Origin of the sequence: Nostocoides jenkinsii Ben 74 (assembly GCF_001046875.1) — a bacterium.
Lineage (GTDB): Bacteria > Actinomycetota > Actinomycetes > Actinomycetales > Dermatophilaceae > Nostocoides_A > Nostocoides_A jenkinsii.
This window is the reverse complement of record NZ_HF571038.1, coordinates 1,686,139-1,702,197: the sequence shown is the minus strand read 5'-3', so window position 1 is coordinate 1,702,197 and position 16,059 is coordinate 1,686,139. Positions and strand designations below refer to the sequence as shown.

The following is a 16,059-nucleotide window of genomic DNA, read 5'->3' as shown; positions in this document are numbered from 1 at the left end:
GCACATCCGCGGAAGCGCCGTCCCACCTGTCAGGCGAGGAACTGGGCCCGTAGCTCCTTCATGGACACCATCAGCTGCAGCTCAGATGCGGGGGATGCGACGAAGTCTCCGAGTTTGAGGTAGAAGTCGCGAGCCTGACTGTCGCGAGCGCGGATGAGAAGTGCTGCAGCACCAATGGATTCGCTGAGCAGGGCGCATCGCGCCAAGGCATCCCGAAGCAGACCGGCCCCGATGCCGCGCCCGGTCACCGATCGATCGACGGCCAGTCGCGCAAGCACAATCACGGGCATCGGGTCGGGTCTCGTGCCCCGCTTCAGCGGTGGGGGCACATCGACCAACTCGACCGCACCGGTAGCGATCGCGTAGTAGCCCACGACGCGGGTCCCCATTGTTGCGACATAGGTGACGGCGTTGTTTGCCCGCTGGTTTTCCCACGCGAACCGCTGCAACCACACGTCGAGTTCCGCTGCGCCGCTGTCGAACTCCGAGAGATGGACCTGCCGATCGAGCTTTCGAGGACGGTGAACCGGCTCGGTCATGTCCCATCGACGAACGGATCGGGCCGACTCTTCAGGGCGTGGAACCTCTCGGTCGAAGGGAGGGGTGCATCCAGGAGTGCGACGAACTCATCCCACTGAGCCTGATCAATACCGAACCACCGCTGATCAGCGAGGACCCTCTCGGCCCGCTCGACCGCGCTATCAAGGACGAAGTCCGTCACGGTCGTGTCCGAGGCCGCAGCCGCGCGTCGAAGCAGGTCGGCCTGCCTGTGGGTCGTGCGGAAATTCAGCTGCTGAGACTTGGTGGGTCGTGTCGTGGCGGTGCCCATGGCGCTCCGTTGGTCGTATTGTCAATGCATATACATTAGCTGTCTCGTCTGCATCGTGACATCCGTGATTGCCGCGGCTGTCGTAGATCACCCTGCGTGACCAAGCGTGTCGTTCAACTCCATGGGTAGAGTCGCCCGAACCAAGCGCATTGTTGGAGGTGGGGAGGGTATGGAAAAGGAAGACAGTCAGGCGGAGCTGACTGACTCAGTCTTCAACGGCCCATACGATCCATCATCGCGACTCTGGGTCATCGATGCAGAGCGGCACCTATGGGAACCAACGACCGCTTGGGTCCATTCGAAGTGAAGATCATCGACAACGTCAACGAAACCCTCGGGGATGACCTCAAGATCGAGGTGACCGTTGGCTCAAGGGTCCGCATCGCTGCATCGACCTTCTCGATCTTCGCCTTCGAGGCTCTCCGCAAGGAGTTGGAGCAGGTCGGCGAGTTGGAGTTCCTCTTCACTGCTCCCTCATTCGTCAACGGCCAGGCAACGGACCGGCTCCGCAAGGAACGTCGAGAGTTCTTCATCCCGTCAGGCACCCGCGGCGAGTCGAGCCTCTATGGCTCGGAGTTCGAGATCAGGCTCCGCAACAAGCTCACCCAGCGCGCCATCGCCAGGGAGTGCGCCTCGTGGATCCGGGACAAGGTGACGTTCCGCTCGAACGCCATCGGCAACCCCATGCAGCAGTTCGCCGTGGTCGACGACCGTGCTGCCTACATGCCGCTGCAGGGCTTCACGACGGCCGATCTTGGTTACGAGCCCGGAAACGCCGTCTCCAACATGGTGCAGAAGATCGACGCACCCATGGCCTCGCAGTTCCTCACGCTGTTCGACCAGATCTGGCACAACCCCGCCCAGGTGCAGGACGTGACGCAAGCGGTTCACGACCACATCGCCAGCGTCTACGCGGAGAACTCACCTGCCCGGATCTACTTCCTGATCCTCTACAACCTGTTCACCGAGTTCCTCGAGGACATCAGCGAGGACGTGCTGCCCAACGACCGGACGGGCTACCAGGAGACCAAGGTCTGGCAGAGCCTGTATAACTTCCAGCGCGACGCCGCCGTCGGCATCATCAACAAGCTGGAGACGTACAGCGGCTGCATCCTCGCCGACAGCGTCGGCCTCGGAAAGACCTTCACGGCACTGGCCGTGATCAAGTACTACGAGCTGCGCAACAAGGCCGTCCTGGTGCTGACACCGAAGAAGTTGGCGGAAAACTGGACGAACTACAACGCCAACCTGACCACGAACATCTTCGCCGGCGACCGGTTCAACTACGACGTCCTCGCCCACACCGACCTCTCGCGCACGCGGGGAGAGTCGATGGGCCTTCGCCTCGACCGCATCAACTGGGGCAACTACGACCTGGTCGTCATCGACGAGTCCCACAACTTCCGCAACGCCGACTACGCCGAGGAGAAGGAGTCGCGCTACCAGCGACTCATGCGCCAGGTGATCAAGGAAGGGGTCAAGACCAAGGTTCTGATGCTCTCGGCCACACCGGTCAACAACCGCTTCAACGACCTGAAGAACCAACTGCAGCTCGCTTACGAGGGCGAGTCTGAGAACCTGGCGCAGCACCTGAACATCTCGAGCACTGTCGAACAGGTCTTCCGTGATGCGCAGAAGGTCTTCAACGAGTGGTCCAAGCTCGACCCAGAGGAACGCACCACCGACCGCATCCTGAAGATGCTCGACTTCGACTTCTTCGAGCTGCTCGACTCAGTCACGATCGCCCGCTCCCGCAAGCACATCCAGGCCTTCTACGACACCACGGAGATCGGCGCCTTTCCCGAGCGGCTTGCCCCGCGATCGGTGCGTATGCCGCTGTCCGACTTGCCGAGCGTGCCGAGCTTCAACGAGATCTTCGCCCAACTGCAGGTGCTCACCCTCGCCGTTTACACCCCACTGGCCTACGTGTTCCCGAGCCGCCGGGAGAAGTATGAAGACCTCTACAACGTCAAGGGCGGCACCGCGCGGGACAACCTCGGCCAGTTCGGGCGTGAGCAGGGCCTGAAGAAGCTCATGACGGTCAACCTGCTCAAACGACTCGAGAGCTCAGTCGAGGCCTTCAGGATCACGCTCGACAAGATCGAAGGGGCCGTCAACCAGACGCTGACCCGGCTGGAGTTGCACGCCGGTGCCTTAACCGAGATCGACCTCGACCTGGGCGACATGGACTTCGACGTCGACGACGCAGAGGACGCCAACGTCGAAGCGCTCTCGTTCGGCGCGAAGATCAAGGTCGACCTCGCCGACGTGGACATCGAGTCCTGGCAGCGCGACCTGTGGCACGACCGCGAGACTCTGCGCGAGCTGCTGGACGAGATGCGCAAGATCACCCCCGAGCACGATCTGAAGCTCCAAGAGCTCAAGCGCCTCATCCTCGCCAAGGTCGCCCAGCCGATCAACCCCGGCAACAAGAAGGCCCTGATCTTCTCCGCGTTCGCGGACACCGCCAGCTACCTCTACCGCCAGCTCGCACCAGACTTCGAGCAGAGTGGGCTCTCCTCCGCGATCGTGACCGGCGGCAGCCATACAGCTAAGACGACCCTCGGCAGCGGCTACGACTTCCAACAGGTACTGACCCTGTTCTCGCCGAAGTCCAAGCAGCGGCACCTGACCATGCCCAAGGAGACCGCCGAACTGGACATTCTCATCGGCACCGATGTCATCAGCGAGGGCCAGAACCTCCAGGACGGCGACTTCCTCGTCAACTACGACATCCACTGGAACCCGGTCCGGATCATCCAGCGCTTCGGCCGCATCGACCGCATCGGGTCAACGAACGCGCACATCCAGATGGTCAACTTCTGGCCCGACATCAGCCTGGACGAATACATCAACCTCAAGGAACGTGTCGAGAACCGCATGGTGATCGCGGATCTTGCCGGCACAGCCGACGACAACGTGCTCACCCTTGAAGGAAGCGAGGCCGCTTTCCGCAAAGAGCAGCTGCGCAAGCTCCAGGACGAGGTCATCGAACTGGAAGACGTGCGGTCCGGTGTCTCCATCACCGACCTCGGCCTGAACGACTTCCGCATGGACCTCCTCGGTTACATGAGGGAGAACGACGGCGTTGCCACCTCCCCCAAGGGACTCCACGCAGTCGTCCCAGCCGACCGAGCAAAGGGCCTCGTTCCTGGTGTCATCTTCGCCCTCCGGAACGTCAATGCCGACGAGCACATCAACCGGGGCAACCGCCTGCACCCGCACTACCTCATCTACCTCGACGACGACGGCAACCTCGTTGCTGACCACACCGAGGCAAAGCATCTCCTCGATCTGCTGCGGGCCGGCTGCCGCCCGTACGAAGAGCCGGTCAGCGAGGTCGCGCGCACCTTCAACGTGGAGACTAAGGAAGGCGCAATGATGGGGAAGTACTCCGCACTCCTCACCACCGCCATCCGCACCATGATCGACGTCACTGAGGAGCAGGACGTCGACAGCCTCTTCACCGATGGACCCACGACGGCACTGACCCAGTCCATCACTGGCCTTGATGACTTCGAACTCACCGCCTTCATCGCCGTCGTCAGCCACGACGGGACCACGGCATGACCGATGTTCTCTACCGCTGGCCCGAAGCTGCAAGGTTCGGCAAGGCCATCCCCAAGACCAAGTTCTACGAGCACGGTGGGGTGACTTCCGCTGTTCGCGCACGGTTCGTCGCAGAGGTCGACGGCATCACCTGGGCCTACAAGCTGGCGGAGTCGACCATCAACCTGCCACCGAGCAGCGAGATTCCAGAGATTCAAGTCTTGGTCGTCAAGGCCAAGGGAGCGGACGTCGACGCCTCGGTCTTGACGACCATCGACAAGGCCATCAAGCAACCCGTCATCTTCGAGATCGTTTCCACTCAAGGGCACCGTATGACCGCGACCCTCAAAGCCGGGGTCCCCGGTCAGCGGTACTACTCCACCGAGTGGAGCCACGGCGACCGCCGCCGACCCCTGCCTCCCAGCATCACACTCCCAAATCTGTATGCCGCGCTGCTCGACCCACTGCTGCCCACCCCGATACGCCCCGGTGAGCAAGTGGCAGACATAGCTGCTCGGCTCGCGACAATCGCGCGCCTCGAGCGCGACATCTCCGCGTTGACACGGAAGCTCAAGGCAGAGCCGCAGCTCAACCGCAAGGTCGAGTTGCGCCGTGCCCTTAAGACACAGCAGGCCAGCCTCGCTGACCTGACGGACCCGACACACGCCTCGACCATGACAACGACGAACTGAGGAACCCCTAGTGGAGAAGTTGCGCATGACCTCACCCGACCTGACGGCAGCCAATGTCGAGAAGCTTGCCGATCTCTTCCCCACCGTGATCACCGAGTCGGTCGACGCGGACGGGAACCGAGTGCGCGCCGTGGACTTCGACCTCCTCCGCCAAGAGTTGTCGGACCACATCGTCGAGGGGCCTCAAGAGCGCTACCAGCTCGACTGGCCCGGGAAGCGCGCTGCAGCCTTCGCGGCGAACGCACCGATCGCCAAGACGCTGCGACCCGTCCGTGAGGAGTCAGTCGACTTCGACACCACGAGGAACCTGTTTATCGAGGGCGACAACCTCGACGCTCTCAAACTCCTCCAAGAGTCCTACCTCGGTAAGATCAAACTGATCTATATCGATCCGCCCTACAACACAGGAAACGACTTCGTCTACGAAGACGACTTCGCCGAGACGACTTCCGAGTACTTGGCCCGTTCGGGTCAGCGGTCGGATCTAGGCGAACGACTGGTGGCCAATCCCGAGTCCAATGGTCGATACCACTCAGCTTGGCTCAGCATGATGTACCCGCGGCTCAAGCTTGCACGAAGCCTGCTTGCCGAGGACGGCATTCTCATTGTCGCTATCGATGACCACGAACACGGCAATGTCCGTGCATTGCTCGAGCTCGTGTTCGGCGGCGACAACTTCTTGGCCAACGTTGCATGGCAGGGGTCTGGGAAGAACGACGCTAGGTTCACCGCGGGCGGCTTGGACTACATGCTGATCTTCGCTCGCAATAGATCCGTATTGGTGGATCGCGACGTCCGATTCAAAGGCCCGAAGCGAGGCTACGAGGACGTCGTCGCCGCGGGCCAGCGCGTATGGGAGGAGTCCGGGCATGACGCGAAGCGAGCTACGGAGTTGTTTCGGGCATGGTGGCGGAGCAAGCCGGATGTGGAAGCGGGCCTAAAGGCCTATAGCGAGATCGATCAGTCTGGACAGATCTACACGCGTGACAACCTCGCGAGTCCGAATCCCCGCGAGAACTTGATGTATGACGTCCATCATCCAGTAACCGGCCAACCGGTGCCGATGCATGAGAACGGCTGGCGGCTCTCTCGTGAGGCGATGGCGCAGCGGATCGAACAAGGACGAATCCTCTTCGGCGCTGATCACTCCACCACTCCAAGGTTCAAGCGACTCCTAAGCGACATGGAGACACAGGCGATCCGCCCCGTCGTTTCGCAGGAACGCGCGCCAGCTAGCGATGCGCTCGCGCGACTTCTCGGTGGCAAGTACTTTGACTATCCGAAAGACACAGGGGTTCTAGCGACGTGGATCAATGCCACGACGTCAACGGACAAGAACGCTGTGATCATGGACTTCTTCGCCGGTTCAGGCTCTACGGGGCATGCCGTCATGGAGATGAACGCCGCAGATGGCGGGCATCGCCGGTACATCCTCGTGCAACTAGACGAGGCGGCTGATCACCCGGACTACGAGACTATTGCGAGCATCGCCCGTGAACGTTTGCGTCGTGCGGGCGCAAGCCTCAAGCAGGGAGCGGGACTGTTGAGTGTGGATCTGGACTTTGGCTTCCGTTCGCTGCAGGTCGACACGAGCAACATGGCCGACACGCTCGAAACCCCGGACGCCTTGGCGCAGCTCGCCCTCTCCGATGCGATCGGCAGTGTGAAGGCGGACCGCACGGACGAGGACTTGTTGTTCCAGGTGCTGCTCGACTGGGGACTCGACCTCTCAGTTCCGATCGTGGTCGAGACGGTCGCAGGTCGACGCATCCTTTCAGCAGCCGAAGACGCGCTAGTTGCCTGCTTTTCGGACGAGATCACCGAGGAAGTCATCAAGGAGATCGCGAGCCGGCACCCGTTGCGCGCTGTGTTCCTCGATGCGGGATTTGTCGATGACGCGGCGCGCATCAATGCCGAACAGATCTTCCGCGAGGTTTCGCCCGAGACCGAGCTTAGGGCGATCTGACCGATGAAGCTCCAGTTCAAGGTCCAGCAGTATCAGACGGACGCCGTTGATGGCGTCGTCGACGTGTTCTCTGGTCAGCCCTACGCGGACGGCGTGAAGTACCGGATGGACCCCGGCAAGGCGGCCGCACCGACCTTGGTGGACGATGCTGGTCTGCGTAACGCCGAGATCGCGCTGACGCCGCTGCAGATCCTGACGAATGTGCATGGGGTGCAACGGGCGCGCGGACTGGAACTGGTGAAGGACCTCAAGGACCCGGTCAAGAAGTCCGCGGCTCCGATCAACCTCGATATCGAGATGGAGACCGGCACAGGGAAGACCTACGTCTACATCAAGACGATCATGGAGCTGCACAAGCGGTACGGTTGGTCGAAGTACATCGTGGTCGTGCCGTCCATCGCGATCCGCGAGGGCGTGAAGAAGTCCTTCGACGTTACCGCGGAGCACTTCCAGCAGCTGTACGGCACCAAGCCGCGGACGTTCATCTACAACTCATCGCGTCTGCACGAAGTGGAGCGCTTCTCGTCCGACTCCGGTGTCCAGGTGATGATCATCAACATCCAGGCCTTCAACGCCACCGGCAAGGACGCCCGCCGCATCTACGAAGTGCTCGACGACTTCCAATCGCGGAAGCCCATCGACGTCATCGCAGCCAACCGCCCGATCCTCATCATCGACGAACCGCAGAAGATTGAGGGCGACGCGAAGAAGCCGTCAAAGTCGCTGGAGGCCCTCGCCGCCTTCAACGCATTGTTCGCGCTGCGCTACTCGGCCACACACAAGATCCAGCGCACCAAGGTCCACCGGCTCGACGCGATCGACGCCTACAACCAGAAGCTCGTCAAGAAGATCGCTGTCCGCGGCATCACCGTCAAGCACCTGGCCGGGAGCTCGGCGTACCTGTACGTCGACGGACTGGAGGTAGGCAAGGGGGCGGACTTCCCGAAGGCACGCGTCGAACTTGAGGTGCAAACCGCTCAGGGTATCAGGCGGCAGGTCAAGCGGCTGAGCCAAGGCATGAACCTGCACGACATCTCCGGCGGCATCGAGGCATACAAGGGCCTCTTCATCCGCGATGTCGACGCGAACCGCGACATCGTCGAGCTGAGCAACGGCGACATGATTGGCGCCGGCGAGGTGACCCAGGACGTTGCCGAGGACCAGAAGCGCCGCATCCAGATTCGCGAGGTCATCCGCGCCCACCTAGACAAGGAGCGCCAGCTGTTTGCGCAGGGCATCAAGGCACTGTCGCTCTTCTTCATCGACGAAGTCGCCAAGTACCGCGACTACGACCGCGAAGACACTCTCGGCGAGTACGCCCGCGTATTTGAGGAGGAGTACGAGGCAGTGCTCGCCGACTTCCTCGGCCAGCTGGACCTCGACGACGCGGCCGAGCGCTACCGCAAGCATGTCGAAGCCATTCCTGTGCGCTCGACGCACGAGGGGTACTTCTCGATCGACAAGAGGACCGGCCGATCCGTCGACGGCAAGATCGCTGCGCGCGGTGACTTCGCGGGGCAGTCGGATGACGTCGACGCGTACGACCTGATCCTGAAGGACAAGGAGCGGCTGCTGTCGTTCGAGGAGCCCGTGCGATTCATCTGGTCGCACTCGGCGCTGCGTGAGGGGTGGGACAACCCGAACGTGTTCGTGATGGGCATGCTCAAGAAGAGCGACAACACCACCACCCGGCGGCAGGAGATCGGCCGCGGCCTCCGCCTGTCGGTCGACCAGCACGGGGAGCGAATGGACAACCCGGTCACCGTCCACGACATCAACGAACTGACCGTCGTCACCGACGAGTCCTACACCGACTTCGTCACAGCCCTGCAGAAGGAGATCATCGAGTCGCTGTCGGCCCGCCCACGCAAGGCCAGCGTCGACTACTTCACCGGCAAGCAAATCAAACTCGCGGACGGCACGACGAGTGTCCTGGAGAAGTCAATCGCCCAGTCTCTCTACAATCACCTGGTTCGTCACGACTACACTGACGACGACGGCCTCGTCACGCAGGCGTACAAGGACGCCCGCGCCGACGGGACCCTCGCAGCACCCACAGCTGAGGCGCTCAAGCCCATGATCGACTTCGTGTGGCCACTCGTCGATGCGCTCTACCTCGACATCCCCAAGCCAGTCGATGGCCGCAAGCCAAAGAAGATCCCCTTCAATGAGGCGAACTTCAAGAAGCGCGAGTTCCAGGAGCTCTGGAGCCGCATCAATCACAAGGCCGTCTACCAGGTCGAGTTCGACTCCGACGAGCTGATCAAGAACTGCATCCGCACCCTCGACAAGTCGCTGAACGTGACCGTCATGCAGTACCTCGTCGAAGCCGGCAAGCAGGTCGTCGGACTCGAACTAGAGCAGCTCGAAGCCGGCACAGGCTTCAAGGTGTCCGAGACGAAGGTCGAGCACTCCGCCGTCTCGTCAGGGTCCACGGTCAAGTACGACCTGCTCGGCGAGATTGCGGAGAAGACCCAGCTCACCCGCCGGACCTGCGCGGCGATCCTCACCCACATCAACCCCGGCACGTTCGCCAAGTTCAAGCAGAACCCTGAACAGTTCATCACGGAGGCGGCCCGCCTCATCAACGAGCAGAAGGCGACCGTCATCGTCGAGCACCTGACGTACGACCCGCTCGACCACCGCTACGACTCGTCGATCTTCACCGAGAATCAGGCCGCTCAGGACCTCTCAAAGGCTGGCGACAAGCTGAAGAAGAGCGTGTACGAGTACGTCGTCGCCGACTCCAAGGTGGAACGGTCGTTCGTCGAGAAGCTCGACGTCAGCGACGAGGTCGTCGTCTACTCGAAGCTGCCGCGTGGGTTCTCCATCCCGACGCCCGTCGGCGACTACAACCCCGACTGGGCCATCGCCTTCCGCGACGACACCACCAAGATCAAGCACGTCTACTTCGTCGCCGAGACCAAGGGCTCGATGTCGACGCTCCAGCTCAAGGGGGTCGAGACCGCCAAGATCGAGTGCGCCCGAAAGTTCTTCAACTCGCTCGACAAGACTGACGTCAAGTACGACGTGGTGACCGACTACACCGAGCTCATGCAGCTGGTCACAGCATGAAGGCCGGTGGAGAGAATGTTCAGGCGCGTGTTACTCGACTGAGAATCGAGAAGTTCAGAGCCATAGGTCGCGCTGACATTGAACTCGGCGAAACCGTTGCCCTGGTGGGTCAGAACGGATCCGGCAAGTCGACGGTGCTACGAGCACTCAACGCATTCTTCAACTTCGAGGAGGAGCGAGCTGACTTCGAGTCGGGTAGACATGCGTTCACCCGAACTTCCCAAGCTGTCATCGAAGTCACCATGACGGGTCTGGGCGGAGCGGACGTTCCTGCTTCCCAACCCGGCGCGGGCGAAGTGAGGGCGCGATTGAAATTCAAAAAAGCGCCAGTGTGGGAGCTTCTTGTCAAGGGGAAGTGGATTACGGCGCCGCAGAACCTTCATGAGGAACTCGGGAAACACATCTCTTTTGCCTTGGTTCCTGTTCGCCGCGATCACGAGGTGGCTCACGATCCATCCCGCGGACTTTTGGCGCGCGCTGTTGAGGAGTGGGTGACGCGCAATCGACAGCGTGACCGGATGAGCCCCCAGGTCGCCAAAATGGGAAAGTCCCTGCAGAAGGGATCCCTTCAGGGCCTGGAGAAACAACTTCGTCAAGTCGCGCCGCTGGATGGACCATTTCAGTTCGCGCTAAGTTACTCAGTGCCCCCTGACTATCGGCTCCTGCTTCAGAACCTGGAGCTCACGGTTTCGGAAGGGGGTCAGCCCTTCCCCCTTTCCGACAGCGGGAGCGGAACGCAGAGCATGGCAGTCTTCGCGCTCTATTCAAGCCTCGCTAAGCTTAGAGGCGTCACATTCATATTGGGTTTCGAAGAGCCGGAACAGAACCTTCATCCTCAAGCGCAGAAGCAGTTGATGCGACGTCTGACCGAGGTGAACCTGCAAGTGGTATTTACGACGCACTCTCCGACAATTGTCGATGCGCTTGACCATGAGCATGTCGTGCTCTGCAGGAGGATAGGCGGCAAGCGAAGGGACCTCGAGGTAGAGCTGGCACAGATTGGCAGTGGATTCTTCACGGCACACGGCCTGGATCGGGACAAGTACTACAAGTTTCATCGGCGACGGAACTCGGAGTTTCTGTTCGCGGACTTTGTTGTGGTCACGGAGAGCCCGATAGATGCTGCAGTCGTATCCCAGCTGCTGACTGACGCAGGCGAGGATATGGAGTCGCTGGGCATGAGCGTAATCTCCCTTGACGGAGTCGAATCGATCGACTATATGTTCTTCCTTCTGCGCGGCCTCGGCATCCAGTCTGCGTACGTCGTGGACAAGGACTACTTCCTTCATTATCGCGGGCCAGAACGAAGCACGAGTCTTGACACTCAGGGCTATCCCCAATACAGCCCAAACCCGAAGCCCGGGACGCTACTGGAGGAACTCTTCCCCAAAGCAACCGCGCGAGGCAATGTCCTCAAGAACCTCCACGGTAATCACTCCGCAGCAATGCAATTGCTTCGGGGGGTTGGGTTCTTCTGCTTCCGATACTCATTGGAGGTTGATCTCGTCGCGGCGCGGGAACCGCGTGAGCGTCTCTTCCACCACTGCAAGATCGGTGTTGGTGCAAGAACGGAGCGCGAACTTCTTGTCAACTACAGCAAGAAGATCAAGTCGCAAGAGGCACTTCTGAAGGCTGTGTCAGGCCTCCCTGCAACGAGCCTGCCGAATTCGTATAAGAGTTTGCGTCGTGAGTTGCCCAATATGGCTCGCGCCGCCCGGGTTAAGACAGGAAGTCCGTGAAGGTTCGGGGCGGGGACGGGTCTGTCCGACGAACGGTGGTTCTGACGTTCATTGTTAGAGGTTCTCTGCTGCTGGCATGCGGTCGGCGAAGGTGACGGCGAACGCGTTGAGCGCTGGCTTCCAGCGCATGGCCCATCGTGCCTGACCGGTGCCTTTGGGGTCCATCCCTCGGGTCACGAGGTAGAGGACCTTGAGGGCGGCCTGTTCGGTGGGGAAGTGCCCGCGGGCGATGACCGCGCGCCGATAGCGGGCATTCAACGACTCGATCGTTATCTTGAGCCACTGGCCGGGCTGGTGCCTTGACCTGCGGTTTTTCGTGCTGGACGTGTCCGGGACGAGGGTGTTCGGGGGCGTGTCCGGGCTCGTCGTCAGGGGCGGTTTTCGAGTGGGTCTCGGGCGTGTCGCGCGCGCTGGTCGCCGAGGGCTTGGGCGAGGGCGTGCCGCAGTTGCTGGTTGTCGGCCTCCAGTTCGCCGATCCTTTGGTGTGCGAGTTGCAGGCGTTGCCTGAGGGAGCTGTCGCTGGCGGCCTGCCGGGCGGGCACGGCAGGGACTGTCGTCCGCCGTGGGCGTTCCGCGCGGATCTGGGCGAGCAGGTCGGCCTGGGTGTACAGCCAGGATCGGGATACCCCGGCGCGCTGCGCGAGCACGCTGACCGTGATGGTCTGCTCGGTGGTGGCCAGGTGCCGCAGGGTGCTGACGGCACGGCGACGGGTCTGCTCCGCGCGGGAGCGGGCGGCCTTGGCGAGGTGGCGGCTGTTGTCAGCTCTCATCGTTCTCCTCGGGGTGTTCGAGCGCGGTGATGATCGACTCGAGGTTGCTCAGCACGTCCTGGTTCATCTGGGCCACTCGGGTCCGGCCTTGGGCCTCGGCGCGGGTGATCAGTTCGATGACCTGGGCGCGGTGCTCGCGGTGAGCGGGCAGGTGGGTCGCGGTGGTCAGGAACATCGGGCAGGTCAGGCACGCGTTGGCGTGGGGACATGCCTTGTGGATCGGCAGGGCGCAGTGCCCGTTGGGCAGTGCCTGGGTCGCGGCGGCGAGGCGGTGACCGGTCCAGGCGGCGTCGGCCAGCGGGCTGCCCGGTTCGCTGGGGATGGCGGCGCCGGTGATGTCGACCTTGCGGGCGGCGTCCCAGTGCCGGCGGACGGTGTCGTCGTGCAGCCTGGCGTAGTGGGCCGTCATCTGTGACGAGTCGTGGTCCAGGATGCGGCGCACGACCTCTTGGGGCACGTCCCGGTTGATCAGTCGAGTGCCCAGGGTGTGCCTCCACTGGTGCGGGGTCAAGTGCACGCGATGGGCGTGTTCGTCTCGTACGTCGAGGGATTCGAGCCACCGATACAACGCGGCCCGGTAGGTGGAGGTGCTCAGCGGGATGGCCCGGTCGGGGTTCTTCGTCGGCCGCGGGAACAGCACCGGCGGCGCGGTGGCCTCGGCGGTGAGGCGTGCCTGTTGGGCACGAATCAGGGTGTGCAGTTCCTCGTCGAGGGGGACGAGGGCCTCACGGTTCATCTTGTGGTTGACGTAGCGCAGGTAGGGCGCGCCTTTGGGGTCGGTGACCAGGCAGTCGTAGGACAGCCTGGTCGCGTCGCCGACGCGCAGCCCGCAGCGGATCAGGATCAGGGTGATCACCGCCCCGGCAGGGTCGGACCAGGCCGCGATCGCGGTCGGCGCCTCGAGCTGGGCCATCACATGCTCGGCCACCGCGCGCGGCCCGCGCTGCGGGCGGGGCGGGTTGTCGTCGGTGAACAGGGCCGCGGTCGGGTGCAGCGGCGCCCAGCCCCGCTGCCGGACGGCCTCGAGGAAACCGCGCAGCTGCCCGATGTGGACCTGGCGTCGGTGGGCGGTTGGGACGCCGGTGGAAAGGTCGGCCAAGTAGCCCTCGAGCACGACCCGGGTGAGCGCCTGCGGAGCGTCGATCCGTGCCTGCTGCAGGTAGCCGGCGAGCCGGGTCACCGCGGTCAGGCCGCGGCGGACGGCCTCGAGCCCGACACCGGTGGCCAGCCGTTGCCGGGTCCACCGTTTGGTCGCCTCACGCAGCCACGGCTGGGCGATCCGGGTGAAGTCGAGGGTGAGGTTGCCGGGATAGCCGAGCCGGCGCAGCTGCCATACCTCGCGCGGGTACTCGGCCACCCAGCCGCTGCCGGCGGCGAGGTCGGCGACCCGTTGATGGGCGTACACGAGCAGGCCACGGCCGTTGCTGTCGCGTCGCCCGGACGCGGTGAACGCCTTACGCCAGGACCGCTCGTCCCCGTCGCGCAGGCTGGGAACGTCGGCCTCGAGCAGGAACGACACGAGGCGCCCTACGACCTCCGGAGGTGTCCGGCTGGCACGCTCGTCGTGCCGACACTGGATGACGTAGGCCAGCTCCCAGCGCAGCGGCTCAGGCAGCCGGGCCAGGACGATCACCTGGTCCGAGGGAACCCGGAGCGCGGCGAACTCACGAGCGAACACCACCGGGTCCGGGCGCCCGTTCGCGCGCCACGTGCTGTGGTGGGCGTGACATAACGGCCCGGCCGCTTGCGGCCACAACAAGCATCCCGGGACGTGGCACGCCTCGGCGACCGGCGCCTTGATCGGCGGTGGCCCCGCGGCGAGCCACTGCTCGAAGTCGGGGCGCCCGGAACGTTCCCACCCTTGAGCATGTAACTGGCACAGACCTTTTCGTGCTACCCCGTACCCGCACGCCTCGACCCGGCAAGCCCGGTTCGGGCGCTGACGTGCCCAGCCCGGATCGGTGCTCGCAACGAACTCGTCCACATCGGGCCGGCCCGCCTTGGCCCACCGGGCGTGGTGCCCGGCGCACATCCCGTGCCCGCGCGCCAGCCGCTGACAGCCTTCGACCAGGCATGGCCCCGCGGAGTAGGCCGGGTCGTTCACGCCGACCACGAGCCGGTCAGCCGCGAACTCCGGCCGCAGCGCCATGCGGACCCGAGCCGTCCACGCTGCCTCGCTGCCGGTGGGTAGCGGCAGCACGATAGCCGAGGTCACGACACGTCCTCGGTCAGCACACCGGCACGGGTGAGCGCGGCCCGGGTGTCGGCCACGGTCAGGTGCGCGTACGTGCTCGAGGTCGTGGCCACCGACGCGTGCCCCAGCAGTGAGGAGACGACCTCGACCGGCACACCGGAGCGCAACAGCCCGGTCGCGTACGTGTGCCGCAGCCAGTGCGGGTCGAAGTCGATCCCGGTCCGGGCACGCAACCGCCGGACCAAGTCGTACACCGCCGCGTACTTCAGCGGTGAACCGACGCGCCCACCCCACAGATTGACGAAGACGTAGTCACTGTCGAGCTCGCCGTACTCCTCGATCAGGTAGTCGGCGTAGCACCGGACCAGCGAGGCCGGGACCGGGATCGTCCGCGGGACCAACGATTTGGACCGGGCCCGGTTGTCGTTGTCACGGGCGATCACCCGCACCTGCCGCTCGGCCGCGTCCCAGTCCTCATGCCGCAGCCCGAGCGCCTCACCGACTCGCATCCCAGTGCTCGCGAGCACCTCGAGCAGCAGCCGGTCCCGGCGCCGCTGGCACGCCCCGATCAGCGCCTCGACCTCCTGCCGGTCGAGGGTGCGCGGTGTGCGCCGTCCCGCCCGGACCCGCACCACCGGCGCGGCGACCGGCCTGGACTTGCTCACGTGGTGCAGGAACCCGCGAGCCCCGCCCCGCCGGCCCGCAGGCCGCCACACGCTCAACGCGGCATGCACCGCAAGCCCGGACCGGCTCGCGTGCTGGTACATCGACCCGACCGCCGCGAGCTTGCGGTTGATCGTCGCAGCCGAACAATGCTCGCCCAGCGGCAGCACCGCCACCCCTGCGCCACGCGCTGAAGGTGGCAGCCGCAGCCACGCCACGAACGCCGCGACGTCCTCGACCGACACCGCGGCCCAGTCCAGCGCACGACCGGCGAGGAAGGCGAACCAGTCCCTCAGGTCATGGGCGTACGCCTTGACCGTGTTCGGCGACCGTCCCGCATCGGTCAAGAACGACAGGAACCGCTCGGCCGGCTCCACGAGCTGCCCGTCCTCACCGACCACCGTCCACGACTCACGCCGCGAGCCGGACACCACCACTCGAGCAACGAACACCGAACCTCCCACGACCATGCCTGCTGGACGGCTGCAGATAAGCACGTCCAGCACGCACGATGGGGGACCGATCCAGGCCATCGGCTACATCAACGACACCCTGAAGCTGGCTCAAGATAACGATCGCGTT

At 63.6% G+C, this 16,059-nt stretch carries 10 protein-coding genes and 1 pseudogene; 5 read left to right on the top strand and 6 right to left on the bottom strand.

The window, feature by feature from the left end:
* Positions 1-29: 29 nt before the first annotated feature.
* Positions 30-539, bottom strand: coding sequence for a GNAT family N-acetyltransferase (locus BN13_RS07895; protein WP_048545828.1), 510 nt, complete (start codon positions 537-539; stop codon positions 30-32).
* A complete protein-coding gene (locus BN13_RS20910) occupies positions 536-829 on the bottom strand; it encodes a type II toxin-antitoxin system TacA family antitoxin (RefSeq protein ID WP_048545826.1) in 294 nt (97 codons plus the stop codon). The genes BN13_RS07895 and BN13_RS20910 overlap by 4 nt, the downstream gene beginning before the upstream one ends.
* A gap of 288 nt (positions 830-1,117) precedes the next feature.
* Here BN13_RS20910 and BN13_RS07885 point away from each other — a divergent pair, with 288 nt between their 5' ends.
* The 5 genes from BN13_RS07885 to BN13_RS07865 are packed head-to-tail and all read left to right on the top strand — an operon-like array spanning position 1,118 to position 11,850.
* Positions 1,118-4,399 (top strand): helicase-related protein, encoded by a 3,282-nt coding sequence (locus BN13_RS07885; protein ID WP_235433976.1) that lies wholly within the window; start codon positions 1,118-1,120, stop codon positions 4,397-4,399.
* Positions 4,396-5,070, top strand: coding sequence for a DUF4391 domain-containing protein (locus tag BN13_RS07880; protein WP_048545824.1), 675 nt, complete (start codon positions 4,396-4,398; stop codon positions 5,068-5,070). The genes BN13_RS07885 and BN13_RS07880 overlap by 4 nt, the downstream gene beginning before the upstream one ends.
* 25 nt (positions 5,071-5,095) lie before the next feature.
* Positions 5,096-7,036, top strand: a complete 1,941-nt coding sequence (locus BN13_RS07875; RefSeq protein WP_084733935.1) for a site-specific DNA-methyltransferase — start codon at positions 5,096-5,098, stop codon at positions 7,034-7,036.
* 3 nt (positions 7,037-7,039) lie between these two features.
* Positions 7,040-10,111, top strand: a complete 3,072-nt coding sequence (locus tag BN13_RS07870) for a type III restriction-modification system endonuclease (protein ID WP_048545819.1) — start codon at positions 7,040-7,042, stop codon at positions 10,109-10,111.
* Positions 10,108-11,850, top strand: a complete 1,743-nt coding sequence (locus tag BN13_RS07865) for an ATP-dependent nuclease (RefSeq protein WP_084733636.1) — start codon at positions 10,108-10,110, stop codon at positions 11,848-11,850. The genes BN13_RS07870 and BN13_RS07865 overlap by 4 nt, the downstream gene beginning before the upstream one ends.
* Before the next feature lie 54 nt (positions 11,851-11,904).
* On the opposite strand, the pseudogene BN13_RS07860 reads toward BN13_RS07865, so the two are convergent.
* The 4 genes and pseudogenes from BN13_RS07860 to BN13_RS07845 form a co-directional block, all read right to left on the bottom strand.
* Positions 11,905-12,117: pseudogene (locus BN13_RS07860) on the bottom strand (transposase); the annotation flags it as partial.
* Between the two features lie 101 nt (positions 12,118-12,218).
* Positions 12,219-12,620 carry a DUF6262 family protein gene (locus BN13_RS07855; RefSeq protein ID WP_048545813.1) on the bottom strand — a complete coding sequence of 134 codons (402 nt, stop codon included), beginning with the start codon at positions 12,618-12,620 and terminating at the stop codon, positions 12,219-12,221.
* Positions 12,610-14,835: a tyrosine-type recombinase/integrase gene (locus BN13_RS07850; RefSeq protein ID WP_235433975.1), complete on the bottom strand. Its 2,226-nt coding sequence runs from the start codon at positions 14,833-14,835 to the stop codon at positions 12,610-12,612. The genes BN13_RS07855 and BN13_RS07850 overlap by 11 nt, the downstream gene beginning before the upstream one ends.
* Positions 14,832-15,929 (bottom strand): tyrosine-type recombinase/integrase, encoded by a 1,098-nt coding sequence (locus BN13_RS07845; protein ID WP_048548993.1) that lies wholly within the window; start codon positions 15,927-15,929, stop codon positions 14,832-14,834. Before BN13_RS07845 ends, BN13_RS07850 begins: the two co-directional genes overlap by 4 nt.
* Between the last annotated feature and the right edge of the window lie 130 nt (positions 15,930-16,059).

What these genes read in the sequence shown, in the direction of transcription:
- BN13_RS07880 (WP_048545824.1), top strand. Translation starts at nt 4,396, where the DNA reads ATGACCGATGTTCTCTACCGCTGGCCCGAAGCTGCAAGGTTCGGCAAG.
- BN13_RS07865 (WP_084733636.1), top strand. Translation starts at nt 10,108, where the DNA reads ATGAAGGCCGGTGGAGAGAATGTTCAGGCGCGTGTTACTCGACTGAGA.
- BN13_RS07895 (WP_048545828.1), bottom strand. Translation starts at nt 539, where the DNA reads ATGACCGAGCCGGTTCACCGTCCTCGAAAGCTCGATCGGCAGGTCCAT.
- BN13_RS07875 (WP_084733935.1), top strand. Translation starts at nt 5,096, where the DNA reads ATGACCTCACCCGACCTGACGGCAGCCAATGTCGAGAAGCTTGCCGAT.
- BN13_RS07855 (WP_048545813.1), bottom strand. Translation starts at nt 12,620, where the DNA reads ATGAGAGCTGACAACAGCCGCCACCTCGCCAAGGCCGCCCGCTCCCGC.
- BN13_RS20910 (WP_048545826.1), bottom strand. Translation starts at nt 829, where the DNA reads ATGGGCACCGCCACGACACGACCCACCAAGTCTCAGCAGCTGAATTTC.
- BN13_RS07870 (WP_048545819.1), top strand. Translation starts at nt 7,040, where the DNA reads ATGAAGCTCCAGTTCAAGGTCCAGCAGTATCAGACGGACGCCGTTGAT.